We start from the raw sequence: 26,301 nt of genomic DNA, 5'->3' as shown, positions 1-26,301 counted from the left end.
AGACATGAGTAACGAGCAGAATAACAATGCGCCCGAAGGTACTGAGGTCACCAAACGACCACACAAGTTGGGCGTTAAGCCAACCATTCATCCCACAGCAACCGTGACCGACTCCGAGCTGGGCCGCTACACGGAAGTGGGCGACAGAACGATGATCATAGAAAGCACCATGGGGGATTACTCCTATATTGAGCGGGACGGCAATATCTGGTGTGCCACCATCGGCAAATTCGCTAACATCGCCCAGTCTGTCCGTATCAACGCGCCCAACCATCCATATTGGCGGGCAACCCTGCATCATTTTACGTATCGAGCAAATGCCTATTTCGATGATTGCGAGCAGGAAGAGACCTTCATCAACTGGCGGCGCGATCATCGCGTCGTCATCGGCCATGATGTCTGGATCGGCCATGGCGCCACCATTCTGCCAGGGGTGACTATTGGTGATGGCGCCATCATCGGAGCTGGGGCCGTGGTTAGCCATGATGTGCCCGATTATATGATCGTCGGTGGCGTACCTGCTAATCCAATTCGCTCGCGTTTCTCCCCTGAAATAGCAGAGGGAATCAAGGCGTTGGCCTGGTGGGATTGGCCTCATAAAGCCCTGCGTGCCGCGCTAGACGATTTTCGGAATCTGGAAGCGGAAGCCTTTCTTGAGAAGTATAAAGGTACAAAATTTCAGTGATATAGAAGGGAATATTGACTTTGTAATAAGGTTACAATTTTCTTTGCAAAACACAGCTTGTCATGGAACTGAAATGGTCGAGACAAGCACATGTCACATAAGATGCGTAATCCTTCGCGGGTTAGAGATTGAAACCCGAACCAAGATTTTTGGCTTGTTCAGTTCAAGCCGCGAAGGAGATACCAAATGCTGGAATTGACGAATGTGACACGCCGATTTGGCGCCAACACAGCTGTGGATGCGGTCACCGTCTCTATTCCTCAAGGTCAGATGGTTGGGGTGATCGGGCGATCCGGCGCAGGCAAATCCACCTTGCTGCGGATGATCAACCGCCTCATTGATCCCTCTGACGGTTCCATCAGTTTCGGCGACAAGCAGGTCTCTGCCATCAAGGGGCGAGAGCTGCGTGACTGGCAACGCGATTGCGCCATGATCTTTCAGCAGTTCAACCTTGTGCCGCGTCTTGATGTGTTGACCAATGTGCTGCTCGGGCGCCTCAATCATCGCAACACGATCCTCAATCTCCTCAATATATTTTCTGCCGAAGAACGGGCACAAGCCCTCATGGCGCTCGAACGCCTCGGCATCGAACAAACAGCGCTGCAGCGGGCAGGGACCTTGTCGGGTGGTCAGCAGCAGCGCGTGGCCATCGCCCGCGCCCTGATGCAGAGTCCCAAGGTCATTCTGGCTGATGAACCGATTGCCTCTCTTGATCCGCTCAACGCAAAAATCGTTATGGACAGCCTCAAGGATATCAATGAGCGCGACGGCATCACGGTCGTTACCAACCTGCACACGCTGGATACGGCACGGACCTATTGCGAGCGTGTCATCGGCATGTTCCATGGCAAGGTTGTGTTTGATGGCCCTGCATCGGATTTGACCAGTGATGCGGTGAAGATGATTTACGGCTCCACAGCGGAAAACGAGATCTCCGAAGCCATCACCTCGACCTCAATCAAGGAATCCTCTGAAACGGAAAAGGCCCCGGCCATGTCGCTGGCCTCCGCAGAGATCGCCTCGCCGGCGTAAATGGCTCTGATTTGAAGACAACCAATCGATAATCCACTCAAAAGCTCACATTGAATGACGCCGGTAAAACCGGTTGATATCTGGAGACGTCAAATGTTCAAGAAAATTGTTCTGGCCGCTGTTTCTGTGGCTGCTCTCGTTGCTGGTGCTGCTGCTCCTTCCGTCGCTGCTGAAAAAGAATTCCGCATTGGTATCCTTGGCGGTGAAAACGAAGCCGACCGTCTACGTAACTTCCAGTGCATGGTCGACAAACTGCCAGAAGCTCTGGGCGTTGAAAAAGTATCCCTGTTCCCATCTGCTGACTATGATGGCACCATTCAGGGCCTGCTCGGCGGCACGCTTGATTATGCCGAGCTGGGCGCTTCTGGTTATGCCAAAACCTACCTGACCAACCCTGATGCTGTTGAACCAATCCTCACCACGGTGCAGATGGACGGCTCCACCGGTTATCACTCCGTGATGGTGGCACGCAAAGATTCCGGCATGACCGATGTGAAGGACATGAAAGGCAAGAAACTCGGTTTTGCCGATCCTGACTCCACCTCAGGTTTCCTTGTTCCTTCCGTTACCCTGCCAGAAGCTGTTGGCGCTCCGGTAGAAGAATTCTTCGGTTCCACCGGCTTTGGCGGCGGCCACGAGAACCTCGTTCTCGAAGTTGTCAAAGGCACTTTTGATGCTGGCACCACTTGGGCTTCAGGCGTTGGCAAATTCGAAGACGGCTATTCCTCCGGCAACCTGCGCAAAATGGTCGACAAGGGCATTCTGGACATGAACGATCTGGTTCAGCTCTGGATTTCTCCGCTGATCCCGAACGGTCCGGTCGTTGTGCGCTCTACGCTTGATCCTGAAGTGAAAACCAAATTCAAAAACTTCATGATGAACATGCCTGAAGCCGATCCAGAGTGCTTCTCTGCCATTCAGGGCGGCAACTACAAGGGCTTCACCGAAGTCAATGTTGATTTCTACAAAGCCATCATCGCTGCTCGTAAAGCAAAGATCGGCTCATAATCGGGCTTTCGGTTCTTTGAATTGAAACACGGATGACCCGGTCGCGCCGGGTCATTCTCTTTTCTCTCAGTCAAGGCAAACACGGCCAATTCTCTTGTCACTGACCTGAACATGAAGGGAAGTCCCTAGCTGATGTTCAGTTCACTGACAATGGGACAGGGCGCTATGGAAGAAAGATGAAAGACATGAAACCACCCGTCGAAATGTCTCCTGCTTGCGCGGCAACAGAACGGCATTGGCAGGAACTTAGCCGCAAGAGGCGCCGCTATACCCTTCTTTCCGTTGGCATCCTGCTTGTTGCTCTATTCGGCTCTCTCTGGTTTGCCAATGAGACCAACGCGGGCAAATTTTTCGATCGGCTTCCCTATTTCTTCGACTTTTTCGGCGACATGATCCCGCGCGACGGATGGGAAATCTGGCGTGCCCTGTTTGATTTGCCCTCGCCCTATTTTGACGGCAGCTTGAAGTTCAATTATCCGGACGGTCGGGTCTATCTCATCGGTTCGCTCTACATGCCCGAATATGTCTACAAGATGCTTGAGACGATCAATATTGCGATTTTCTCAACGCTTATTGGCTTTTTCCTGGGCTTTATTCTCTGCTTCCTTGCAGCAAGCAACCTGACGACGAAAAAATGGCTGCGCTTTGTCGTGCGCCGCATCCTTGAAATACTGCGTGCCTTCCCTGAAATCGTTATTGCCGGTTTCTTTGTGGCTGTGCTGACAATCGGGGCCGTGCCTGCGATGATCGCGGTTGCTATCCATACGATCGGGTCGCTGGGCAAGATGTTCTTCGAAGTGGTCGAGAATGCCGACATGAAGGCCGACGAGGGGCTTCAGGCCGTGGGCGCCAACTGGGTCGAGCGCGTCTGGTTCGGCATCGTGCCGCAGGTGCTGCCAAACTTCCTGTCCTATGCCTTGCTGCGGCTGGAAATCAATGTGCGCGCTTCCACCATCATTGGTGCTGTTGGCGGCGGCGGCATTGGCGAGGCGCTGCGTCTTTCCATCTCGCGTGGCCATGAAGCAAAGACGTTGGCAATCGTCCTGCTGCTCTTTGTTACGATCATCGCCATCGATCAGTTCTCTGCCTGGCTGCGCAAGAAGATTGTCGGCAATCAGGCCTTTGCCTTTGGCGCAAGCGCGTAACGGGAGATTTCACCATGAACACGATTGCTGCCTCACCTATGCAACCGGATATGCAAGAGATGATCGCGCGTTATCCAGCGGTCTTCAAACCAAGTTTTTTCAAGCGGTTCCGTGGTCTGATCATTTTTATTGCCGTGATCATCTATGCCTTTGTCGGCTCCAGCTTTCTGCATATCGGCAAGGTGATTTCCAATGGCAACTGGGATATCGCTGGTGCTTATCTCGCCGATTGGATCTCTTATGAAGCCCGACCTGATATCAAGTTCGAGAACGACTATCTCAGCATCGAATTTCCACGTTTCTCCGCTCTAGGCAAGGATCCGCATCCTGACTGGATCGTCGAGTCCCAAGAAACTAAGGAGATCATGCCTGAGGTGGAACAGTATGAATCTGCCGCTCCTGCGCAGGCTTTCTCCTTTATGGCACCAGATGCACCAACGGCAGAAAAGCCTGCCGAGCCCGCCAAGCCAGCGTCAAGTTTCAGCTTCATGGCCCCTGATGCCCCCACAGCAGAGAACCCATCTGATGTCGGTGGAGCAAGTCAAGAGGCCAAGGCCGAGATCAAGACAGTGACCACCAAGGCCGAGGTTTCCATCGGCCCGGCCCATGTCACTGTGATACCGGGTTTGGTGACCATCACCAAGGGTGATGAGACGTTGGTCATCGAAGTGGAGCGGGACAAGGCTGTTCATCCGCGCGGCCAATTGCCCAGCTGGGCCCAGCAGAAATATGAAAATGAAAAGGTCGTCGCCCGTTTCGGCTTTGATGGCCGCGTCGAAGTGCAGGACTATAAGGTCAAGGTGCATCACCGCTTTCTGGGGTGGGAGAATTTCATCTTCGATACCAATTCGCCCTTCTGGAACAAGAGTGCGGGGGAGGTGTTCAGCCTTATTATGTCCGGCGATCGGATCGACCCAGAGCAATCCAACTTCATGCTGGCTATCGACAATATCCTCAATAATGGCGAGTGGCAGCATGGGGATGTCTGGCTCAAACTGATGCAGACTATAGTCATGGCCTTTGTCGGTACGCTCTTTGCTTCCATCATTGCCTTTCCCCTGTCGTTTCTTGCGGCTAGAAATGTCACGCCGAACCGCTTTCTCAATCAGCTCATCAAGCGCTTTTTCGACTTCCAGCGCTCGGTTGATATGCTCATCTGGGCTTTGTTCTTCACCCGTGCTTTCGGACCGGGGCCGCTGGCTGGCATCTCGGCGATCTTCTTTACCGACACCGGTACATTGGGCAAACTGAACGCGGAAACTCTCGAGAATATCGACGACAAGCAGCGCGAGGGGATCAAGTCGCTTGGAGCCAGCCCGGTTCTGGTGCAGCGTTATGGTGTTGTGCCTCAGGTGCTGCCGGTGTTCCTGTCCCAGTCGCTCTATTTCTGGGAATCCAACACCCGCTCGGCCACGATCATCGGCGCGGTCGGCGCAGGCGGCATCGGCCTCAAACTCTGGGAAGCCATGCGCACCAATCAGGATTGGGAGAATGTGTTCTACATGGTCATTCTCATTCTGATTGTGGTCTATGTGTTCGATACCATCTCCAACAAGCTGCGCACCAAGCTGACGAAGGGCTAGTCCGGCCTCTTCATCACCCGCAAGCAAACAACACGCGATTGGGGCAATCGGAAAATCGCCCCAATCGACCTTCAGAGTCGCTTCTCTGATCCAATACCCAGCCTAAGGAAGATGTCCCGTGCCACGCTACGCCATATTTTTTGTTCCCCTCGCAGAAGATCCTCTCAACAGCGCCGCCGCCGACTGGCTGGGCAGGGACGTGTTCTCCGGTGCGAGCGTGGCGCGCCCTTCGCTGGTGGATGGCATAGACCTTGAACAATTCGACGCACTGACCGCATCGGCCAGACGCTACGGCTTCCACGGCACGCTCAAGGCTCCGTTCGCGCTGGCCGAGGGCAAAAGCATCGAAGAGCTGGAAACGAAGTTGGAGGCCTACTGCAAGACACTGAAGCCCTTCACCTTACCCAGATTTGAGGTTGGCCAACTGGGGGCTTTCTTTGCCCTGCGCCCCAGTGAGCCTTCCGAGCCGCTCAAGAGACTTGCTTCCAATCTTGTGCAGGATTTTGACGCCTTTCGTGCGCCTCTTGAAGAAAAAGACATTGTACGCCGTAATCCCGACAAGCTGACAAAAAGTCAGCGCGACAATCTGTTTTCATGGGGCTACCCCTACATATTCGATGATTTCCGCTTTCACATGACCCTCACCAATCCTGTGCCCGATGCCCTTGCGCCCGCATTCCATTCTGCGCTCGTGGCGCATTTTGCCTCCCATATCGAAGAGCCAAGGGAAGTGCTCTCGCTGGCACTGTATGAAGAACCGGAGCAGGGCGGCTTCTTCACGGTTCGACGACAAATACGGATTGGCTAGATCTGCCGCAGGTTTGCTGCCAAAGGAATTTTGCAAATGAAGAACGAATTGCTTTTGAAGAATGCCACGATCGTCATGCGCGACGAGATCGTCAAAGGGTCCGTGCATGTCAAAGACGGCATGATTGATGATATCGCCGAAGGAGCGCTGAGCGCCGCATTGGACAGAACCGCTGAAGATATGGAAGGTGATTTCCTGCTGCCCGGTTTCGTCGAATTGCACACGGATCACGTCGAGGGCCATTATGCCCCACGTCCGAAAGTGCGCTGGAGTGCCATGGCGGCGGTGCTCTCTCATGATGCGCAAATCGCAACATCCGGTATCACCACGGTGTTTGATGCCTTGCGCGTTGGTATCGATCATGATGCCGATCTTTCCTATGACGACATGAAGACCATGGCTGATGCCTTTCAGCGTGGTGTGGAAGAAGACACCTTGAGGGCAGACCACTTCATCCATCTGCGCTGTGAAGTCTCTGCCGATGATTGCCTGACCGCCTTTCACCAGTTTGACAAATATGACCTGATCAAGCTGGTCTCCGTTATGGATCATGCCCCCGGTCAACGCCAGTTTGTCGATATCGAGCAATATGCTGTCTATTACAAAGGCAAACTGAAGATGTCCGATCAGGACTTCCGAGAGATGTGCGAGCGGCGCTCGGCCGCATCCGAGCGCAATTCTGATCGCCATCGCACGGAAATCGCCGATATTTGTCGTGAGCGCGGTGTTATTCTGGCCTCCCACGATGATGCAACCATCGCACATGTAGAAGAGTCCGTGCGCCATGATGTGCATGTGGCGGAGTTCCCCACCACGATTGAGGCCGCCAAGGCTTCCCATCAAGCCGGGCTTGCCGTATTGATGGGCGCGCCCAATATCGTGCGCGGCGGCTCTCACTCGGGTAATATCGCCGCAAGCGATCTGGTCGATCTGGGGGTGCTCGACATTCTGTCTTCGGACTATATCCCATTCTCACTGGTGCAGTCCGTGTTCCGTTTGGCCGATCAGGACAAGAAACTGAGCCTGCCCGAGGCTGTCCGTCTTATCTCTGATACGCCCGCCAAGGCTGTGGGGCTCGATGATCGCGGGGCACTTGAAGTTGGCAAGCGGGCCGATATGGTGCGCGTGAAAAAGTCGCGAAACACGCCTGTCATCCGTCAGGTCTGGCGCACGGGATCAAGAGTTGCCTGAGCGAGATATGGGTAGAAAGATGAATAGTGCATGGGGAAGTGGCAATGGTGTTCCAAGATAGCAAAGAGGTGACCGTTCATGCCGCTGGCACTCTCGTTCTGCTCGTCGGCCCGAGTGGCTCCGGCAAGGACAGTCTTCTGGCCTATGCGCGCGAAAAATTTCTGGATGATCCCCGTATTCTCTTTGTACGACGTTGCATCACCCGTAAGGACGGAGATCCAAGCGAAGATCACGAGAGCATGAGTGTAGCAGAATTTCAAAAAGCCGAATTGCAGGGGCGCTTCGTTATCTCGTGGGGCGCGCATGGTCTCTATTATGGCCTGCCAGTTTCATTACTTGACCACATGGCCGCTGGAGGCGTTGCCATCGCCAATGGGTCTCGCAAAACCATCCCGATCTTAAAAGAGCAATTCCCGCAGCTAAGGGTAATCAATCTGACCGTTGCACCGGATATCCTTGCCAGACGGCTTGCGCAACGGGGCCGGGAGAGTGCTGAAGAAATTGAAAGACGACTGGCTCGAACCGCAGAGCTATCCACTGATCCGCTTTTTGGTGATGAGACCACGCATCTGGACAATTCTGGCCCACTGGACATTGCAGGTGATGCACTTGTCACAATGGTCACGCGTTTGGCCAACGAGCAGAGCGTTTAATCCTGCCCTTGCATGAAGTTTTGCCGGGCTGGAGCTGTCGAAAAATGTTGGCTGATCACGTCTTTTATTGTTTCGGCATTGTCTAGTGCGCGCAGCATTATGGGGCCCATAGGACGATCAGTATCGCGCCTGTTCTTGTGTTCAAACAGCAATTCAAGATCATGCACCAATCCGTTGGGCTTGAGGGACGCACGTGACAGCCAGTAGTCTTCCTTTTGAACAAGGAGCCTGTCAGAGCCTCCCGGCAGGACAATAAGCTTCTTGTCGGTCAGAATATAGCGAACCTGTCTGGCTGCGAAAGGCGGTGCTTTCAATCGGAAATAACAGCGAGCCAAATGGAGCCACGCATACCCTGTGATCCAGAAAGCAATCGCCATGAGGGCGATGGCAATCGGTCGGTCCGATGATCCATCTTTGAGAGATGGGTGCTTGAGAATGAGCAAAATTGAACAGACGCTGGTTACAAAAGTGACTACCAGCATGATGCGAAACCAGACCCTGTGGCGTTGTGGGCGTTCGGCAAGATCCCAGTTGGGCGATGCTAGCCATTCAATGCGATCATCCCCGATAAGCGATCCGATAACCGGGTCTCCCTTCGACAGTCTATTCATTCATTCACTCGTATGGCCCGGTTCATTCTTGCAGCTCGGCGGATCATTAGATCTGGCGTTTCCCGTATACAGACTTTCATGCGGCATTGAGCGGGATGAGCATCAGCTGCGAATTCTTATCACTTTGAATTATTACAAAAATTACCATTTTTATTCGCTAAAGACCACAATGTGATGCAATTAATGCTAATATTCATATTTAATATTCAGAAATATTTTAGAGGTGATCTAATGTTGATGCTGTATCTTATAATGACGTTGCTTATTGGTTGGCAGTTGCAATAAACAACAAACTTGGCGCTGTCAGAAAGACTCTCCCAACCCCTTTTCTATTCCACTCGCTCAGTCAAAGAAAAGCCCTGAAGCAAGGCTGCATCAGGGCTCTTTATCTCATGAGAAATTTGGGGGACAGGCCTAGAGGCCCTTGATCATGCCGCCATCAACGCGAAGCATGGAGCCGGTAACAAAGCTTGCCTGCTCAGAGCAAAGAAAGGTAACCACGGCGCCGAACTCTTCTGGTTTGCCATAGCGGCCAGCCGGAATTGTCGCACGGGAGGCTTCCTTGACAGCTTCCACATCCTGTCCGGATTTCTTCGCTTTGCCAGCATCAAGCTCCGCCAGACGGTCAGTTGCGATGCGGCCTGGCAGAACCATGTTGACGGTGATACCTGCGGAAGCCACTTCGCTAGCCAAGGTCTTGGACCAGCCCGCAATAGCACCACGGACACCGTTTGAAAGGGCAAGGTTCGGAATCGGATTGACGATACCGGACGAGCCGACTGTCACCACGCGGCCCCAGCCTTTTGCACTCATGGCTTCCAGCGCCTTGTCTGTGATGGCGAACATCGGTGTCGCCATGGCGTTGAAGGCAGCCTGCCATGATGCTGTGCTCTGCCCCTTGGCAGGACCAGCAGCCGGACCGCCACAGTTGTTGACCAGAATGTCGACAGGGTCTTTATCCAGCAGTGCAATGATGGCAGCGACAGAGGCTTCATCCGTCATGTCGAGCGTAACCGTGCTCACCTTATCCTTAAGCGCGTCTGGCAGGCCCTTTGGCAAAGCGCCAGAGCGAGAGGCTGCAATGACATCCGCGCCTTCTTCTGCCAGCAAAATGGCAGAGGCTGCACCCAAGCCGCGGCTTGCGCCCAGCACGAGCGCGCGTTTTCCTGTAAGACCGAAATCCATCAGCCAAGCTCCTTCAATCTTTTTTCCTGCCGAGCGATAATTCGATCCACTTCGGCTTTTGCTGCGGCCGTCAAGCCCTTGCCCGGTTTGCGCATGGCTTCGGAGGCGATGACGCCGCGTTTCTGCAACACATATTTGCGTACAGCGAGGCCAAGGCCCGGCTGTTGTTCGTAGCATACCAGAGGTAGATAGGCATCATAGATGTCTTGTGCACGGTCTATGTCGCCTTTTTCAGCATAGGCAACCACATCTCTGAGCATTTCGATATAGGCAAAACCGGTCATGGCACCATTGGCGCCGCGCGCCATGGCTTCCGGCAAGAAGAGGGCGCCATTGCCGCAGAGAATGGAAATCGGTCGGCGTCCACCTTTTTCAGCTTCCCGCACAGCGGTGACCTTCTCCAGCCCCGGCCAGTCTTCATGCTTGAGCATGACTATCTGTTCATTCTGCGCCAGAATGGTATTGAGCGTATCAGTGGAGATGTTCACACCTGTGGTGAGCGGAAAGTCCTGCAAAACAACCGGTACCCCGGCGCCCGCAGCCTCACAGGCATTGCCATAATAGGCAATGATCTGCTCATTGGTCTTAAGGTTGCCCGGAGGTGCGATCATAACGCCCGCTGCGCCCAGATCCATAGCTTTTTTCGACAATTCGGCAACGGCGGCAAGACCGGGTGCGGATACGCCGACCACTATGGGGGCACCATTGGCGCGCTTGATCACGCGCTCGGCGATGGTGACTGCCTCGGACTGCACCATTTTGGGAGCTTCTCCCATCATGCCGAGCACGGTGATGCCGGTGGAGCCTTTTTCGAGGTAAAAATCAGTCGCGCGATCCAGACTATCGAAGTCGATGGCGCCCTGATCATCGAATGGTGTGACCGAAATGGCGAAAACACCTTTGGTGTCACTGCTAAGAAGCGTCATGTTTCTTCCTTTCTGACCATTATTTGACAAAGAGTTTTCGGGGGAAATTGGTCAGTCTTTCATAGCCCGTTTCCGTGATGGCGATGGTTTCGGACATGCCGTAGCCGCTTGCCAGAAGATAGGTGTGGAAGGTCTGGCCCGGTTCGAATTTCCATGTGCAACTTGGTTCTGCCTCAAGAGGTTCGCCACCATTTGGCTGCAACAGAAGGCCGACCGAATAGAAGGTCTTGTTGGTGTAGGTTTCGCGCAGGCCTGCAGAAAGGATGCCATCGCGATAGATGCTGTCTGGCACTGTTGCTGCCACACCCGGACGCACTTCCGCAAGAGCGGCGTCCTGAATGGCGATCAGTTTCTCTACGATGGCGTGATCATTATCTTTTGCCGGAGCGATACGGATCGGGCGCATGAAGCGGGCATGATAGTGATGCACGTTCGGCGTCACCTCGATCTGCACGATGTCGCCTTCTTCCAGAACTCGGTCAGAATAACCTCCATGCAGGTGGAAGGCACGTTCGCCCGAGGACATCACACCGGGGCCGGGTAGGTCGGAGCCAGCGCGGATCATGGCTGCGCAAATCTGTGCGGCCATTTCGCGTTCGGAAACGCCGACTTCGGAAGAGTCGATGGCGGCCTGCATGCCCGCTTCAGCGGCCTTGGCTGCAAGGCGTTGATAGGCGATCTCGGCTGGGGATTTGATGAGGCGCATGGTCGGGGCCAAGGCACTCTCGTCCTGCCAGATGATGCCCGGCAACGCAGAATTGAGATAGTCAAACCGCCCTGCAGACAGAGGCCATGCAGAAAGCTCGATACCCAGTTTGGCGGTGTCGCCCATGCGGCTCCTGATCGCGTCTGCGGCCACTTTCATACGGTCGTCACTGTCAGTCCACATTACGCGGTCGGCAAAGACACACGTGGTGTCGAGATAATACTCCTCGACATCGCGACAAAAGAGCGTTGGCTCGCCGTCCGCCGGGATGATGGCAAATTGCAGCGTTCCATAGGCGCGGGTGAAATAGCCGGTGACCCAGGTGACGGTTTCGGGCAGAAAGGCAATGAGTCCGTCCAGATCGCGTCTTTTCAGTTCAGTTTGGACGCGTGCAAGACGGGCGAGATATTCCTCGCGTTCGAACCAATAAGCAGGTGTAGGCATGTAAAATCTCCTTGAGAGGGCCGAACCCGGCGGATGTGCCACCGGCATCAGATCTCAAATTTGGCAATGAAGTACCCAGTCAGAACAGGGCAAACAATTTCCAGTTGGCCCGAAGGGTCAGCCGTTCAGAACGAGTTCGGTAAAGCGGGTCAGCATGGTCTTGGCTTCATCGGCTTCATGAGCTGAAGCCTTCAGCTCTTCGATGTCGGCCCCGTCCAGCTCCATGCGCTCGCGGTTCTGTTCAAACCAGATCGGCGCCTGCGCAAGGGTCACTTCCGGATGGCCCTGAATGCCCCAGATGTCCTCGTCCTTGTAGCGCCAGACATGGTTGGCGCAATCGTCCGAATAAGCCAGAATGGTCATGTCCGGATGGGCGCCGAGCACTTCGTCATTGTGCCAGACGAACATATGGACAGTCTCATGCAGATCCTTGGCGATCTTGTCAGTGCGGGCCGCTTCGGTGACCGGCAAATCCTTGTACCCGATCTCGCAGCTGGTGCGGCGGAAAACCTGATCCTTGCCACAAAGGGCTGATGCCAGAATCTGGTGGCCGAAGCATACACCAAGCATCGGGATTTTCAGTTCAGCCGCTTTATGGATCAAATCATGTTCGCGATGGATGAAGTCGATATCCTCATAGGCACCATGGGGGCTGCCGGAAAGAAAGATCCCGTCATAGCCATCCAGTGATTGCGGAAACTGGCCGTCAAAGGCCCAGAAGCGATCAACATTGAGGCCCCAGGTTTCGAACCTCTCGTCAAGTTTGGCAACCGACTGCAAGGAGCGGCCATTGCCCAGATATAGAAGACGTTTCCCCATTGTAAGGGCATTCCTTGTTGTTGGGCGGGCCCTGCTTTTCAGCCGCAGGGCCACGCTTGAAAGCGGGAAGGGGATCAGCGGCGGAACAGCTCGACCGGCAAATCGGAAAAGACCTCGGGTTCCCCCGTTTCGCGAATGACGAAAGTCTGTCCGATGCCGGCAACAAGGCCAGTATCCGTGTCAGGGATCATGATATGCACAAAGAACACCATGCCCGGCTGCATCACCAGCGGGTTGCCCGAATAGATCATCGGCGGCACGTCCATCCATGTCGGTTTGAAGGTGCAACCAAGAGCATAGCCACAGGCCGCATAGCGGGCCTTGGCAAAGCCGCCTTTATCCAACACGCGCCGGTGGATGTCATCAAGTGTTCCCAATTCGCGACCGGGCAGGGCATTCGCCTTGATCTCTTCGATGGCATCGCGAGCGACGCCCATCTGGCGTTCTTGACGCGGATCGACAGGGCCAACCGTGAGCGTACTTTCGATGCAGACATGATAGCGACAGTGGGACGCAGCCAGTTCTACCAGAACCTGATCCTGCTCTTCGATATAGTGAGCGATACCGGAATCGCGACCGAACAGGGCTGCAGCACCAGCATTGACCATAGGGCCGCCAGATGGAGTGTCGCCACCACGGGTTACCATCGCATCAAAAGCGGCTCCAATCAGAGCACTATCAGGGATACCCGGTTTCACGCGCTCAATCGTGGCGCTTACGGCCGCATCAGCCAACTTGCCAGCAATACGGACATGCTCCAATTCGGCCGAAGATTTTATGAGGCGCAGCCCACGAATGATCCATGAGCCATCAGCCGTTTCGCAAAAACCTTCCAGCGCAGTGTCTACCGTGCGGCCGTTAAAAGCGGTAAGACCATAGCTGGCATATTCGATGCCGACCTTCTTGCCCTTCAAGCCCTTCTCTTCAAGAATGGCCCGCAAGTCCAGGGCCGGATTAGCGTCTTCAGCATTGAGCCAGATGCGCACCTCGTCATAAAGAGAGGCCACTTCAGCCTGCCGCTTGTCCGGCGTGCGGGTGAGAATAACGGTGGAGCTTTCGTCGGCGGTAATCACTCCGGCCTGAAAGAACACGAAGCCAGCGGTGTCAAAGCCGGTGAGCCAATAGTGGCTTTCCTGCGCAAAAACCAACAGGGCATCAAGCCCTTCCTCGCGCATCCGCTTACGGGTTGCCGCCAGACGGGCTGCATATTCCGCGGGCGGAAATCTTAGCAGGACGTCCCGTCCGCCTGGTGTTTTGGCGGCATATTCTTTCGGAACAAACATCTCGGTCACTTGACTTACTCCATCTCGCAAATATCAGCCATGGTCATCAGATAGACGCGGATCATGTCGAGATACTCATCGATCTCTACGCGTTCATCCGGCATGGTGTTGTATTTTCCGCCCGGGCCACAAACGACGCCTTCCATGCCGCCGACGGCCCATAGATGTCCGGCATCGGTGCCGAAATAGGCTGGAGGGGCGATGGCTCCGGTGGGTTGGTCTTTTCCGCGTACGGCCTTGTAGGCAGTATTGAGCGCGGTGACGATGCGGGCATCCTTGGCGACTTCAAAGGCAGGCATGGTTGGCTGACCCTTGCGGGTTTCCGGCGTAACCGTAGCCTTGAGACCGGGGAAACGGGCTTCCAGCTCATCAAGCTTCTTGCGCAAGTCATTGACGGCATTCTCGCGCGTCTGGCCAGGGCCATAGCGGCCAGATCCCTTGATGCGGACATAATCGGCCACCTGCGGCGGGCGCCACTCATGCAGCTCTTTACCAAGCGCACCATGCACAACACCGACATGAACGCGGTTCACCGAGCGATGCTCTTCTGAAGGGGCATCCGAGAAGGTCATCTCGTTGAGTTCGGGGATGAGCGCACACGCGGCCATGATGGCATCGACACCGGCTTCTCGCTTGGAAAGATGGCGTGTGATGCCTTCCAGCTCGATGGTAAAGGTGAAGGCCGCTGCATGCATGGTAATGGCTTGCAGATCGGAAGGTTCTGAATTGATGAAATAGTCAGCACGCAGACCGGAATTGACTGCCGCCAAGGTGCCAATACCGCCTTGCAATTCCCCGATCACATAAGTGAGGATCACATCGCCCTTGAGGCGTTTGCCACTATCGATCAATGTCTTGACGGCACAGAGCGAGGCCATGTCACCGGCTTTCATGTTGGAAACGCCAATGCCATAGATGAACTCGTCATCAACGAGACCGCCCCATGGATCTACGGTCCAGCCTTCCGTCACCGGGTTGGTGTCCAGATGCCCGTTAAACAACAGGCTCTTGCCGCCACCAGTGCCGCGCCAACGCCCGATGGCGTTGACACGGTTGCCCACCACAGGCATCAACTCAACTTCCAGCCCCATCTTTTCCATGATGGAAGCCACATGTTCGGCCAACTTGCGCTCGCCTTCTGTTTCTGAATAGCTCTTGTGGCTGACGACATCAGACAGGATATCAAGGCATTCCGACCGGTTGAGAGCCTTTGCCAGATCCAGTGCTTCAGACATTTTCATGCTCCGTTTCATTTACGCCAAGCGACACTTGAACGGGAACAGCGTCGAGTAGGGCTCTGGTGTAGGAATGGCGATCCGCCGCATCGGCATCATCACGGTCGAACAGATCAACCAGTTTGCCATGCTGCATCACCGCAATACGATGTGCGATCTGGCGGATCAGATTGAGATCATGGGTGATGAAGATGCAGGCGGTGCCCGTGTCTTTCTGAAGGTTGACGAGCAGCTCTGTCACCGACGCCTGTACGGATACGTCCAGCGCTGCGGTCACCTCATCGCATATCACCAGATCCGGTTCGGCGGCAAAGGCACGAGCGATGGCAACCCGCTGCTTTTCTCCACCGGAAAGCTGGTGAGGATAGCGGTCTGCATACTCAGTTGGCAGGCGCACCAGTTCGAGCAACTCCCTGATCCGATCCTTGATCTGATCGCTTGGGACCACATCGTAAAGATGCAGCGGGCGTGAAAGGATGGTGCCGATTGTCTGGCGGGGATTGAGAGACGCATCCGGATGCTGGAACACGATCTGTACTTTGCGGCGATAATCTCGGGAGATCTGCTTGCGCCCATTGACTTCGATATCGCCGAATTTGACCTTGCCGGTGAAGTCATTCAGCCCCGTCAGGGCTTTGGCAATAGTGGATTTGCCCGACCCACTTTCCCCGACAATGCCCAAAAGCTCGCCGGGGCGAACGCTGAGGGATACATCCTTGGCTCCCCAGAAAATCTCGCTTTCATCTGGTTTGATCTTGAGCACCTTCTCCTTGAAGGAGAGGGGGGAATACCGCACGCTGACCGCATCAAGCGAAAGCAATGGCTCTTTGGTTTCCGGCTTCTTGACGCCCAGCCAACGATCAGGATGCGGAACCGCACTGATAAGGCGCCTGGTGTAGCTGTCCTGCGGATTGTTGAATACTTCGTCGACCGGTCCATGCTCGACGAGATCGCCATGATGCAGAACCGAGACCTGATCGGCGATGCGAGAAACGAGCCCCAGATCATGCGAGATATAGAGCGCCGAAACGTGGGTTTCCTCGCGCAGGCGGTTGAACAGGTCAAGGATTTGCCGCGCCGTCAGAATATCGAGCGCCGTGGTTGGTTCATCGAAGATGATCAGTTCCGGTTCACAGGCAAAGGCGGTCGCAATGACCACGCGCTGCTTTTCGCCACCCGATGCTTCATGCGGATAGCGGCTGAGCATTTCCTTGGGGCGGGTGATGCCGGTGCGCGCAAGGGCGGCTTCGGCTTCTGCGCGCGCCTGTGCCTTGGTCAAACCGCGATGGGCCATGAGCACTTCGGTGATCTGGTCGCCGATGCGCATGGTCGGATTGAGCGAGGTGGAGGGGTCCTGAAAGACCATCGAAATGCGCTGGCCGCGAATATCGATCATCTGGCGCGGCGACATTTCGAGCAATTCCTGCCCGGCCAACCGAATTGCGCCATGCTTCTCAATGGCATTGTCCGGCAAATAGCGCATGATGGACCAGGCCATCGAGGATTTGCCCGAGCCGCTTTCACCCACAAGACCATGGGTTTCGCCCGGAGCGATCTCCAGATTGATATTGTTGAGCGCTTTGACCGGTCCGTTGCTGGTGGCGTAGGAAAGGGAGTAGTTACGAATGGCAAGGCGTGGCGCTTTGGCATCGAACGGGACTGCCTTGTCCTTGACCGGTGGATGGGTGTTGACATGTGTGGCTGACATCAATGGCTCCTGCGGGGGTCAAGGCTGTCGCGCAAGGCATCGCCAAACAGGTTGAAACCGAGTGCGGACATGGCAATGAAAATGCCGGGAATAGCCACACACCATGGATTGCGGAACATGAATTGGCGTGCTTCAGCAACCATCAGGCCCCATTCCGTGCTCGGAGGCTGGGCACCAAGACCCAGAAAGCCGAGGGTTGCGCCAATCATGATGGCAAAAGATACGCGAATGGTGGATTCCACTATGATGGGGCCAAGCGCGTTGGGCAGTACTTCGCGTACCACGATATATATGCCGGATTCACCGCGCGCGACGGCTGCTCGCACATAGTCGCGTGTGCGGACCGAAAGCACTGCGCTGCGCGAAATGCGAGCCATGCCGGGCGCAAAGGCCACGGCAACCGCCAGCATCGCTTGCCCCATACCGCCGCCAAGGACCGTAACAATCAACAGGGTGAAGAGCAATTCGGGAACAGCAAGAAGCCCGTCGAGAATGCGCATGATGGCATTGTCGATCTTGCCGCCAGCCACACCGGCGATCACGCCAATAATAGCCCCGATGCTCACGCCAAGCAGCGTGGCGAATACACCGAACAGCACCGTCGTTGGGGCGCCATTCAGAATGCGCGACAGAAGATCTCGCCCGAACTGATCCGTACCCAGAAGATGGGTAAAGGATGGGCCCTGAAGTCGGTTCAAGGCATCGAAAGCCTGCGGATCATAGGGCGCGAGCCACGGACCGGCAATGGCGATGGCTGCAGTGATCAGCAACAGAAAGATGCCAACGAGCGCATTGGGTGCCAAAAAGCTTTTAGGCATAACGAACCCTCGGATCTAGTATGGCGATGATCACGTCCGACAGGAAGTTGGACAGCGCATAGACAGTGGCGAGCAGAAGCGTAACCGCCTGAATGACGGGCAAGTCCCTGTTCTCCAGAGCGTAGATCAACAGACGCCCCAATCCGGGCCAGGCGAAGATTTCTTCAACAACGATAATGCCGCCCAGCAGATAGCCGATATCAAGCGAGATAACGGCAACAGCCGGAGCCAGAGAATTTGGCAGGGCATGGCGCCAGATCACCCGCTTTTCGGTGAGACCCTTAAGGCGCGCCGCACGAACAAAATCTGACGACAGCACTTCGGACATTTCCGAGCGTACCTGTCGGGAAATATGCGCCATCAGCACCAGACCCAACGTCACGGCTGGCAGCACGACGTGAGAAAAGAAGCCCGGTATGCTCTCCCACGGAGCTGTGAAGCCACCGGCGGGGAAAATCCCGGTTTTGGGCGCGGCAAAAACCACCAGCAACAGGGTTGCTGTTACGAATTCGGGCAAGGCCGAGCCCATATAGCTGAAGACAGCCAGAAGCAGATCCATGAGCTTGCCGCGGCTGACTGCAGCGATAGCACCAAGGGGAATGGCAATGATGGTGACCAGCACAAGCGCTGTGCCTGCCAGAACGGCGGAATTGACGAATGCTTCGCCAACAACGTCGGAAACTGGCAGGGACAGACGCAATGACATGCCAAAGTCGCCGTGAATGACGCCGCTCACCCAACCCGAATACTGCATGTACCAGGGAAGGTCGAGATGAAGCTGCTTCTCCAACGCCGCCACAGCATCAGGCGTAGCATATTCGCCCAAAATCATGATGGCGGCGTTGCCCGGAAGCACCGCCGTAATCGCGAAAACCGCGAAAGTGACGATGACCAGTACAAGGAGAATAGACAGCAATCGGCGGAATAGATATCCGATTGTCATGTCAGTTTATTCTCAGGCTTCTTGGTCCAACCAAACATTTTCAAAGTAGAAGTATCGGTTGATCGGAGCCAGATTATAGTCTTCGGTCTTGTCGCTTGATGCGGTCAGCAGATCTTCCCAGAACGGGATGATGTAAACCTGATCGTCAAGCATCATCTGCTGTGCTTTAGCGTAGATCTCTGCGCGCTTGGCAGGATCGAGCGTTTCGCGGCCTTCATCAACCAGAGCATCGAACTCTTTGTTCTTCCAAGCGGAATCTTCATAGGATGCATCGGAAGTCAGCAGAAGGCGGAAGGCTGCGTCAGCGGTTGGCTGCATACCCCAGTAACCGATATAGAAGTCGCCCTTCATCCAGACATTGGCCAGATAGGTGTCATGCGGCATGGTTTCAACTTCAATGTCAAAGCCTGCTGGCAGAGCCATCTGCTTGATGGCAACGGCGACCTGCGCACGAATGGCCGGACGGTTGGACGCAACCATGGTGACCTTGAGGCCGTCTGGATAGCCCGCTTCAGCCAGAAGGGCTTTGGCGGCTGCCGGATCGTAAGGCACTTCCGGAGAATCGATGACATACTGATATTCAGGCGACAGGATATTGTCATGAGCCGGACGGCCAAGGCCTTCCAGAATGACGTCCACAAGCATCTGTCGGTCAACAGACATAGCCAGCGCTTTCCGAACGCGGACATCGCTCCAGGGTTTGGCATCGTGACGCATAACTACGTTGACGAAACGGCCGGACGGGATGCGTTTTGCTTCAATGCCAGCAGAACCGGCGATGCGTTCATAGTCGGCCTGCTGAACCGTCAGCATGACATCCATCTGACCATTGAGGAAGTTAGCGGTTTCTGCTGCAAGGTCAGGGAAGAGGTGCATCTCGACTGCTTCCAAATAAGGCTTGCCAGGAATGAAGTAGTTTTCATTCTTGACCAGACGCACCATCTGCGCACTGTCATAGGTTTCCAGCTTGAAGGGGCCGGTGCCATTGACCGTGGTTTCCAGCGTTGCCGGATCTGCTTCCAATGCCTTGCGCGAAACGATGCGGGCGTTGGCATGTGCGGTAGCCGTTGGCAAGTCAGCGAAAGGAGAGTTGAGCTTGAAAATAACAGTCAGGTCATCAGCAGCTTCAACGCTATCGATCATGGTCAGGACAGAACGGGCCGAGGCCGGACGATCCGGGTCCAGAATGGCTTCGTAAGTAGCGACAACGTCATCAGCGGTCAGCGCAGAGCCATCATGGAAGGTCACACCTTCACGCAGTTTGAAGGTAAAGACTGTTGCGCCTTCACTACCTTCCCAGCTTTCCGCCAGATCGGCCATTGGTTTGTTGTCAACTCCGATGCGGGTCAGGCCGGAATAAAGCATGTCGAGGCATGGATATTCTGCAGGACCGGACAGGGTCAACGGGTTCAGTGTTGCAATACGCGTGGAGTGGCTGACCTTGAGAATGCCGCCGGCTTTTGGTTCTGCGGCAGAAGCAAGACCGATACCGGTCATCGGAATAAGACCGGCTGCGGCCATACCCAGCATGACGCCACGGCGGGAAATCGTAAATTTGCTCATTTTACCCTCATGAGGTTGATTGCTAGTTCGTGTTTGTTTGGTGAATTGTTCTTATCTGTTCTTTTTGGAAGAGGCCGCCTGTCAGGTGATTACAGTCAGATCATCCGGCAATGCGGTCAGTACTTCAGGGGCCCCCTCTGTGATGAGCAGAGTGTGGCCGACGCCCATGGCAAGTCCGGTGTCGCTGTCACCATTCATGACATGGTAAAAGAGGGTCATGCCCGGCTGGCATTGTGTCGGATTGCCCGAATAGATCATGGGCGGAACATCCATGCTGGTGGGCGCATAAGTGCAGCCGACCGAATAGCCGGTGGCGCCATAGCGGGCGCGCTTATATCCGCCTTTGTCCAGACCATCGGCATAGAGATCGAAAATCTCGCCCAGAGTTGTGCCCGGGCGGGCAATTTCGGTCATCCGGTGTAGGGTTTCCATACCTACGTCATACATCTTGCGATGGGCATCCGAGACGTCTCCAAACAGGATCGTCCATTCGGTTTTCACATTGTAATGCCGATAGGCGACCGGATATTCGACCAGCACCTGATCCTGCGTCTCAATCCGGCGTGGATCGGAAACGCCACGGCCATAAACGGCGCGATTGCCCGAATTGAAGATTGGGGCATTGGGAGGCATATCAGCGCCTTGTCCGAGTATGGAGGTCAAATAGGCGGCTTTCAGATCACTATCGAGAACGCCGGGTTTGGCTGCATCGATAACAGCAAGAAGCGAGTTGTCGAGAATCTCGGCGGCCTTCTTCGTGTAGGCGATTTCTGCGGGGGACTTGATGAGGCGGAGACGGCGAATCAGATGGTCGTCATTTTGCAGCGTGCACCAGCCTTCCAGCGCGTTTTGCACACGCCAAAGGTTCCATCCTGTCAGGCCGTGGGTATTGAGTTCGATAGCTATATTTTTGCCTTCCAGACCAAGCTCGGCCAGGATGACTTTGAGATCTTGCGCCGGATCGGCTTCCTCTGAATCCCACCAGATCCGAATGTCGGAAATCGTGCTGGTTTGTCTGGCTTGCACAAGATCCGGACGACGGGTGAGGAGGATGGGTTCGCGGCCATCTGCGGGAACAACAAGGCACTGGAAAAAGACAAAACCGCCGGTATCAAAGCCGGTTAGCCAATACATGCTCTCTTGAGCAAATACCAACATCGCTTCGCAACCCGCTTCACCAATCTTCTGACACAGGCGATTGTGGCGGGCTTTATGCTCCTCTCTGGAGAATGGGAGGCTTGGTTGAACGAGGCTATCCACGAGTGGTTCGTCCTTTTTTGATCGTTGCGTTGCATTGAGCTTAAAGTATGGTATACCAAAGGTCAACCACATGAATTCAGATTGTCTCTCAATAAAATACATGCAGTATTTTCGGCTGTTTGAATTGTAAGGATGGGATGAGTATAAGGAGAGTGGTATAGGCTCATCCTTGCCGATAAACGGCATCTGTACGTGACTTGTGGAACTAGAAGAGCGAGAAAAGCATGCTGATCGAGACCAGTAAGCGGCTGGCCCAACAGGCTTATGAAAAGATCCTGGAACTCATTCTCTCAGGAGAAGCCGAGCCGGGGGAAATGTTGACCGAGCGTCGGTTGGCTGAAACGCTGGACATGTCGCGCACCCCCATCCGGGATGCTCTGTTGATGCTTGAAAGCGAAGGTCTTTTGAAGCGTCATGGCAGCCGTGGGCTTCAGGTCAAGCAGATGCGCATCGAGGATTATATGGAAGTGCTCCAGATCCGCCTGCTGCTTGAGCCGGAAGCGGCGCGGCTTGCTGCGGGTCATTTGACTGCGGAGACGATTTCAGACCTGCGCAAGCGCTTGCATGACCTGATTGATGGCGCAGAAAAAGGCGCAACTCGACCTGATCGCGAAGCCGTTCGCGCCGTTGACGATGGTCTGCATGGAGCGATCGCTAACATGGCCGGAAATGCACATCTCGCGCAAATCATCCACTCTCTGAGACGACAAACCCAGATTTTTGACCTGCGCAGCATTCCCGAGCGCTTGACATCGACCTGTCAGGAGCATTTGGCCCTCATAGATCTTTTGGAACAAGGCAAAAGCGAAGAGGCGGCTGAAGCGATGCGTGAGCATCTCGACCATGTTCGCGCGAGTATTATACGGAGACTTACACCGCAATGACATCGCACTCGGAGGGCGCTGTCGCGCTCGAATTGGAAGGGCGTAACTCACCGCCGGCCGATCTAGACCTTGCTCGCAAACTGTTCGACGAATTGGAGCAGCGCACCAGCAATGCCTTTGGCTTTACGCGTCCGTCCTTCGGGCTAGGCGAACAGATCGCCCATGATATGGTGCGGCGCGAAGCGCGCAAACTGGGCCTTGAAACAAAAATTGATGCCGGTTGTAACCTCTATATGACCCTCAAGGGTCGTAAAAGCGGCCCCGGCTTAATGATTGGTTCGCATCTTGATTCAGTGCCCCGTGGCGGCAACTTTGATGGCGCTGCTGGCGTTTTGATGGGGTTGGCTGTTGTATCCGGTTTTGTAAAGGCCGGTATCAAACCGGAGCGTGATATCACTGTCATGGCCATACGGGCCGAAGAAAGTGTCTGGTTTGGTGCTTCCTATATTGGCAGCCGCATGGCGTTTGGTCGGTTGGATGGCGATGAGCTTACGGCTCTTAAGCGCTCTTCCGACGGCGTATCTTTGCTGTCTGCTATTGACGGAAATGGTGGTGATGCAAAGTCCATTGCAGCCGGAAACGCTTTCCTTTCGGCTGAAACAGTTGGTATGTTCATCGAACCGCATATCGAGCAGGGGCCTGTTCTTGTGGATAGAAAGATCCCTGTCGGGATTGTCACCGGTATTCGCGGTTCTTTCCGTTACCGAGCAGCTCGCTGCCTTGGGGAATATGGTCATTCTGGCGGCACCCCACGCGATTGTCGGGCCGATGCGGTGCGCGCTGTTGCCACGCTGGTAGTGCGCCTTGATGAAGCCTGGATGCAGCTGGCCGACGAAGGTCATGATCTGGTCGTCACCTTTAGCCAGTTTTCCACCAATCCCGATGAGGCTGCTTTCAGCAAGATTGCTGGTGAAGTCGATTTTTCTCTCGACGTGCGCAGCGAGGAGCCCGAGACGCTGCAGCTAATGCAGGAGAAACTGCACGAGGCCATTGCTGTCATTGAGCGCGAGCAGAGTGTTCGGCTCGATATGGGCAAGATATCGACCAGTACGCCCGCCAAAATGCAGCCTTCCATTGTAAAGGGGCTGGAAAGCTGTGCGCAGGATCTTGAACAGACAACGCTCACCATGCCATGCGGTGCTGGCCACGATGCTGCTGTATTTGCCGCAGCTGGCGTGCCGACTGGTATGATCTTCATCCGTAACGACCACGGCAGCCATAACCCTGAAGAGCATATGGAACTGGACGATTTCGCTCTGGCGACCAATCTGCTCTCGGCATTTTGCCTGAGCGACCCGTTGGAGGTGGCTGAATAGGGGGGGTGATAAGGCCGGAGGCCTAACGCGCGTACCTTCTAAAGTTCTCTGGAAGCAGCACAAAAAAAGCACCCGGCATCACGCTATGAATGATCCGGGTGCTGAAGGTGGGATAAACCGCCCTTGGTGCGGCAACATCTTGTCAAGATGGTATACCATCTGTATGCATTAGCTGAAATGCAAAATCAAGTGTTTCTTGTGCTTGTTATTGTGGATTGAACTGTCTGCTGTACTTCAGTGAGAGCGCGGGTCGTTAATTTGATGCAAGCGCGTCTTTCCTATATCAAGAAACTCATACAGAAAGGGTTGGTAACATGACCAAAACAGTCGATTTGAATTGTGATATGGGCGAGGCTTTCGGTGCCTATACCATCGGTGATGATGCCGCGATGTTGGAAATCATTTCCACCGCCAATGTGGCGTGCGGGTTTCATGCGGGCGATCCCGTCGTGATGCGCGACACGATTCTTGCAGCCAAAGCGCAGGGCGTTTCCATCGGGGCGCATCCTTCCTTTATGGATCTCTATGGCTTCGGGCGCCGACGCATCATGGGTGACAAGCCAGAAGATCTTGAGGCGCAAATTATCTATCAGATCGCTGCGATTGACGGCATGGCACGCGCGCTCGGCTGGCCTATCAGCCATATGAAGACGCACGGGGCACTTGGCAATATGGCAGCAGAAGATCCTGTATTGGCAGAGGTTTGTGTACGGGCTGTGGTTGCGGTCAATCCCAAGCTGGTGGTCGTGGCGCTTCCTTATTCCGAAATCATGAAGGCTGCCGAAAAAGCAGGCCTTGAGGTGGTGTGTGAAGTTTACGCAGACCGCACCTACACCGCAGATGGCATGTTGACGCCGCGTTCCCAAGAGGGGGCCGTGATCAAGGATCATGCCCAGTCGGTCGATCAGGCGCTCGCCATGGTGCGTGATGGATATATTCCCACAACAGCAGGCACAAAGCTTCCTGTAGAAGCTGGATCTATTTGTGTTCATGGGGATACGCCAGGCGCTGTTGCCACAGCAAAAGACTTGCGTGAGGCCTTCATCAAGGAAGGAATCGCAATCGCCCCATTTGCCCGCAATTGATTTCAGCTGGCAGGTGGCGCGAAAAAGACCGCTGCCTGCCGTCCTTGTTTCCTAAGCGGCAATCATTGGACCAAGCGCTTAAGAAAGAAGGTGAGCTGATTATAGCAAGCTGCAATGATCCAATTGCTTGGATCAAACAACTATCAAATTGCTTTAAGATTTTAAGAGAAATTTTGGCTGGGGATCCTGGACTCGAACCAGGACCGACGGAGTCAGAGTTCAGACCGCGCATATCCTATATAATTGAAATAACGTTATTATTCGATTTAGTCCGTTGCGCCTGTGCCGAGTTTTGTGCGAGCAACAATTTTGTTTCTTGTCCTTTCCATGTCAAGAAATGCGTATCTTTGCTCTGTAACAACAACGGAACTGTGACCCAAAATTTTGCTTACCTCTTCCATGGACAATTCATAGTCCTGAAGCAAGCGACACCCTGCAGTTCGGCGTAAATCGTGCCATTTAAGGTCTGTTATCCTTGCGCGGCGGCATGCGCTTTTGAAGCCTTTCTGCATATTTTGCAGGCGTCTCCCGTCATCGTGGCGCAAGACATAAGGGCTTTTGAAGTGCCGAGGATGTGTGCCGAGATTTGTGCGGGCCCGTTGCAGGATCGGAACTTCGCGTGGTTTGCCGGATTTGGTGTTTGTGCCTAATTTGATGACGCCTGCCGACAGGTCTATTTGTTTCCATGTGAGCGAGAATAATTCCTCACGCCTTAGGCCGGTGTCGATTGCCAATTCGATTGCTAGCTGGACAGCAGGCGTGGTGTGCGCCAGCAAGTGCTTTTCTTCAAAGGCTGACAGATAGCGGGTGCGCGGCGGGCTTTCTTTCAAGCCTCTTCGGCTGCGGGCACGTAAGAAGGTTGGAACTGGATTCATATCGATCCATTCCCAATCCATCGCGCTTGTTAGCATGGAAGAAAGGCAAGCCAGATCGCGGCGTACTGTTGCAGCGGTAACGCCATCATTGCGCCTAGAGACTTCGAAATCAGATAGCACTGACCGGGTGATTTCGTCGACCATCATATGACCCATTAGGGCATTTAGGTTTTTGATCGATACGCCATAGCGAATAGCTGATTTGGGTTTAAGGGTGGGTAGATGTTCGAGGATAAAGCGTTCGGCAAGATCAGCAAAGGATTTGCGGGGCTTTTCGCCCCAAGCAATCCGCTCTAATTCGCCTATCCAGTCCTGCAGGCGCTTTTCAGCAGTGCGTCTATCTTTTGTCTTGAGAGAACGCCTGTATTCTTTACCGGACCGGGTAACTCTTCCCCAATAGCTCGACCCACGTTTGTAGACATTGGCCATTGATTAACACTCCTTTTCCGGGTTTCCCACCAGCGTTCAAAAAGCTTCTTGTCAAATAGCCAATGACCGCCTGGGCCTGATGGCTGGAACGCTCCGGGAATTTTCC

The 26,301-nt window shown here is 54.5% G+C and carries 24 protein-coding genes; 11 read left to right on the top strand and 13 right to left on the bottom strand.

Translation table 11 applies throughout. From position 1 onward, the window contains the following. Positions 1-4 precede the first annotated feature (4 nt). From ACKPCT_RS08815 to phnN, 8 genes are all read left to right on the top strand, one after another. Positions 5-685, top strand: coding sequence for a DapH/DapD/GlmU-related protein (locus tag ACKPCT_RS08815; protein ID WP_319569403.1), 681 nt, complete (start codon positions 5-7; stop codon positions 683-685). 186 nt (positions 686-871) lie between these two features. Then, positions 872-1,717 carry a phosphonate ABC transporter ATP-binding protein gene (gene phnC, locus ACKPCT_RS08810; protein ID WP_090068295.1) on the top strand — a complete coding sequence of 282 codons (846 nt, stop codon included), beginning with the start codon at positions 872-874 and terminating at the stop codon, positions 1,715-1,717. Between the two features lie 93 nt (positions 1,718-1,810). Beyond that, positions 1,811-2,725: a phosphonate ABC transporter substrate-binding protein gene (gene phnD / locus ACKPCT_RS08805; protein WP_090068298.1), complete on the top strand. Its 915-nt coding sequence runs from the start codon at positions 1,811-1,813 to the stop codon at positions 2,723-2,725. 185 nt (positions 2,726-2,910) lie between these two features. Then, positions 2,911-3,870, top strand: coding sequence for a phosphonate ABC transporter, permease protein PhnE (gene phnE, locus ACKPCT_RS08800; protein ID WP_175527901.1), 960 nt, complete (start codon positions 2,911-2,913; stop codon positions 3,868-3,870). Positions 3,871-3,884: 14 nt separating this feature from the next. Beyond that, on the top strand, positions 3,885-5,453 hold the full coding sequence (gene phnE / locus ACKPCT_RS08795; RefSeq protein ID WP_319569002.1) for a phosphonate ABC transporter, permease protein PhnE: 1,569 nt from the start codon (positions 3,885-3,887) through the stop codon (positions 5,451-5,453). A gap of 118 nt (positions 5,454-5,571) precedes the next feature. Continuing rightward, positions 5,572-6,261, top strand: a complete 690-nt coding sequence (locus ACKPCT_RS08790; RefSeq protein ID WP_090068302.1) for a DUF1045 domain-containing protein — start codon at positions 5,572-5,574, stop codon at positions 6,259-6,261. Between the two features lie 36 nt (positions 6,262-6,297). Then, a complete protein-coding gene (locus tag ACKPCT_RS08785) occupies positions 6,298-7,452 on the top strand; it encodes an alpha-D-ribose 1-methylphosphonate 5-triphosphate diphosphatase (protein WP_319569001.1) in 1,155 nt (384 codons plus the stop codon). A gap of 44 nt (positions 7,453-7,496) precedes the next feature. After that, the gene (phnN, locus tag ACKPCT_RS08780; RefSeq protein WP_319569000.1) at positions 7,497-8,105 is read left to right on the top strand and encodes a phosphonate metabolism protein/1,5-bisphosphokinase (PRPP-forming) PhnN; all 609 of its coding nucleotides are present in this window, start codon (positions 7,497-7,499) and stop codon (positions 8,103-8,105) included. Here the strand turns inward: phnN and ACKPCT_RS08775 are convergent. The 12 genes from ACKPCT_RS08775 to ACKPCT_RS08720 form a co-directional block, all read right to left on the bottom strand. Next, positions 8,102-8,716: a hypothetical protein gene (locus ACKPCT_RS08775; RefSeq protein ID WP_319568999.1), complete on the bottom strand. Its 615-nt coding sequence runs from the start codon at positions 8,714-8,716 to the stop codon at positions 8,102-8,104. The genes phnN and ACKPCT_RS08775 overlap by 4 nt on opposite strands. A gap of 414 nt (positions 8,717-9,130) precedes the next feature. Continuing rightward, positions 9,131-9,901 (bottom strand): SDR family oxidoreductase, encoded by a 771-nt coding sequence (locus ACKPCT_RS08770; RefSeq protein WP_319568998.1) that lies wholly within the window; start codon positions 9,899-9,901, stop codon positions 9,131-9,133. Then, positions 9,901-10,827 carry a dihydrodipicolinate synthase family protein gene (locus ACKPCT_RS08765; RefSeq protein ID WP_319568997.1) on the bottom strand — a complete coding sequence of 309 codons (927 nt, stop codon included), beginning with the start codon at positions 10,825-10,827 and terminating at the stop codon, positions 9,901-9,903. The genes ACKPCT_RS08770 and ACKPCT_RS08765 overlap by 1 nt, the downstream gene beginning before the upstream one ends. Positions 10,828-10,846: 19 nt before the next feature. Next, positions 10,847-11,977, bottom strand: a complete 1,131-nt coding sequence (locus tag ACKPCT_RS08760; RefSeq protein ID WP_090068313.1) for a M24 family metallopeptidase — start codon at positions 11,975-11,977, stop codon at positions 10,847-10,849. Positions 11,978-12,094: 117 nt separating this feature from the next. Continuing rightward, entirely contained in the window at positions 12,095-12,796 is a 702-nt protein-coding gene (locus ACKPCT_RS08755; RefSeq protein ID WP_090068315.1) for a type 1 glutamine amidotransferase, read from the bottom strand. 74 nt (positions 12,797-12,870) lie between these two features. Continuing rightward, complete coding sequence (locus tag ACKPCT_RS08750; protein ID WP_319569402.1) at positions 12,871-14,079, bottom strand: M24 family metallopeptidase; 1,209 nt, start codon at positions 14,077-14,079, stop codon at positions 12,871-12,873. Positions 14,080-14,093: 14 nt separating this feature from the next. Then, positions 14,094-15,320 carry a M20 family metallopeptidase gene (locus ACKPCT_RS08745; protein WP_407652462.1) on the bottom strand — a complete coding sequence of 409 codons (1,227 nt, stop codon included), beginning with the start codon at positions 15,318-15,320 and terminating at the stop codon, positions 14,094-14,096. Beyond that, positions 15,307-17,022 carry a dipeptide ABC transporter ATP-binding protein gene (locus ACKPCT_RS08740; protein WP_090068319.1) on the bottom strand — a complete coding sequence of 572 codons (1,716 nt, stop codon included), beginning with the start codon at positions 17,020-17,022 and terminating at the stop codon, positions 15,307-15,309. The genes ACKPCT_RS08745 and ACKPCT_RS08740 overlap by 14 nt, the downstream gene beginning before the upstream one ends. Continuing rightward, the gene (locus ACKPCT_RS08735; protein ID WP_319568995.1) at positions 17,022-17,840 is read right to left on the bottom strand and encodes an ABC transporter permease; all 819 of its coding nucleotides are present in this window, start codon (positions 17,838-17,840) and stop codon (positions 17,022-17,024) included. The genes ACKPCT_RS08740 and ACKPCT_RS08735 overlap by 1 nt, the downstream gene beginning before the upstream one ends. Beyond that, entirely contained in the window at positions 17,833-18,783 is a 951-nt protein-coding gene (locus ACKPCT_RS08730; protein ID WP_090068323.1) for an ABC transporter permease, read from the bottom strand. The genes ACKPCT_RS08735 and ACKPCT_RS08730 overlap by 8 nt, the downstream gene beginning before the upstream one ends. A gap of 12 nt (positions 18,784-18,795) precedes the next feature. Then, positions 18,796-20,346, bottom strand: coding sequence for an ABC transporter substrate-binding protein (locus ACKPCT_RS08725; RefSeq protein ID WP_090068325.1), 1,551 nt, complete (start codon positions 20,344-20,346; stop codon positions 18,796-18,798). An 81-nt stretch (positions 20,347-20,427) separates the two neighbouring features. Beyond that, positions 20,428-21,606 carry a M24 family metallopeptidase gene (locus ACKPCT_RS08720; protein ID WP_175527875.1) on the bottom strand — a complete coding sequence of 393 codons (1,179 nt, stop codon included), beginning with the start codon at positions 21,604-21,606 and terminating at the stop codon, positions 20,428-20,430. A 224-nt stretch (positions 21,607-21,830) separates the two neighbouring features. Here ACKPCT_RS08720 and ACKPCT_RS08715 point away from each other — a divergent pair, with 224 nt between their 5' ends. From ACKPCT_RS08715 to ACKPCT_RS08705, 3 genes are all read left to right on the top strand, one after another. Continuing rightward, on the top strand, positions 21,831-22,490 hold the full coding sequence (locus ACKPCT_RS08715) for a GntR family transcriptional regulator (protein ID WP_090068329.1): 660 nt from the start codon (positions 21,831-21,833) through the stop codon (positions 22,488-22,490). Beyond that, complete coding sequence (locus ACKPCT_RS08710; RefSeq protein ID WP_090068331.1) at positions 22,487-23,806, top strand: hydantoinase/carbamoylase family amidase; 1,320 nt, start codon at positions 22,487-22,489, stop codon at positions 23,804-23,806. The genes ACKPCT_RS08715 and ACKPCT_RS08710 overlap by 4 nt, the downstream gene beginning before the upstream one ends. A 314-nt stretch (positions 23,807-24,120) precedes the next feature. Next, entirely contained in the window at positions 24,121-24,891 is a 771-nt protein-coding gene (locus ACKPCT_RS08705) for a LamB/YcsF family protein (protein WP_319568994.1), read from the top strand. A gap of 266 nt (positions 24,892-25,157) precedes the next feature. Here ACKPCT_RS08705 and ACKPCT_RS08700 read toward each other — a convergent pair whose 3' ends face one another. Further along, a complete protein-coding gene (locus ACKPCT_RS08700; protein WP_319568993.1) occupies positions 25,158-26,195 on the bottom strand; it encodes a tyrosine-type recombinase/integrase in 1,038 nt (345 codons plus the stop codon). Positions 26,196-26,301: the final 106 nt, after the last annotated feature.

The sequence above is a fragment of the Cohaesibacter marisflavi genome (genome assembly GCF_963665895.2).
GTDB classification, from domain to species: Bacteria; Pseudomonadota; Alphaproteobacteria; order Rhizobiales; family Cohaesibacteraceae; genus Cohaesibacter; species Cohaesibacter marisflavi.
The sequence above is the reverse complement of the archived record's forward strand: the minus strand, read 5'-3'. Positions and strand labels throughout refer to the sequence as shown.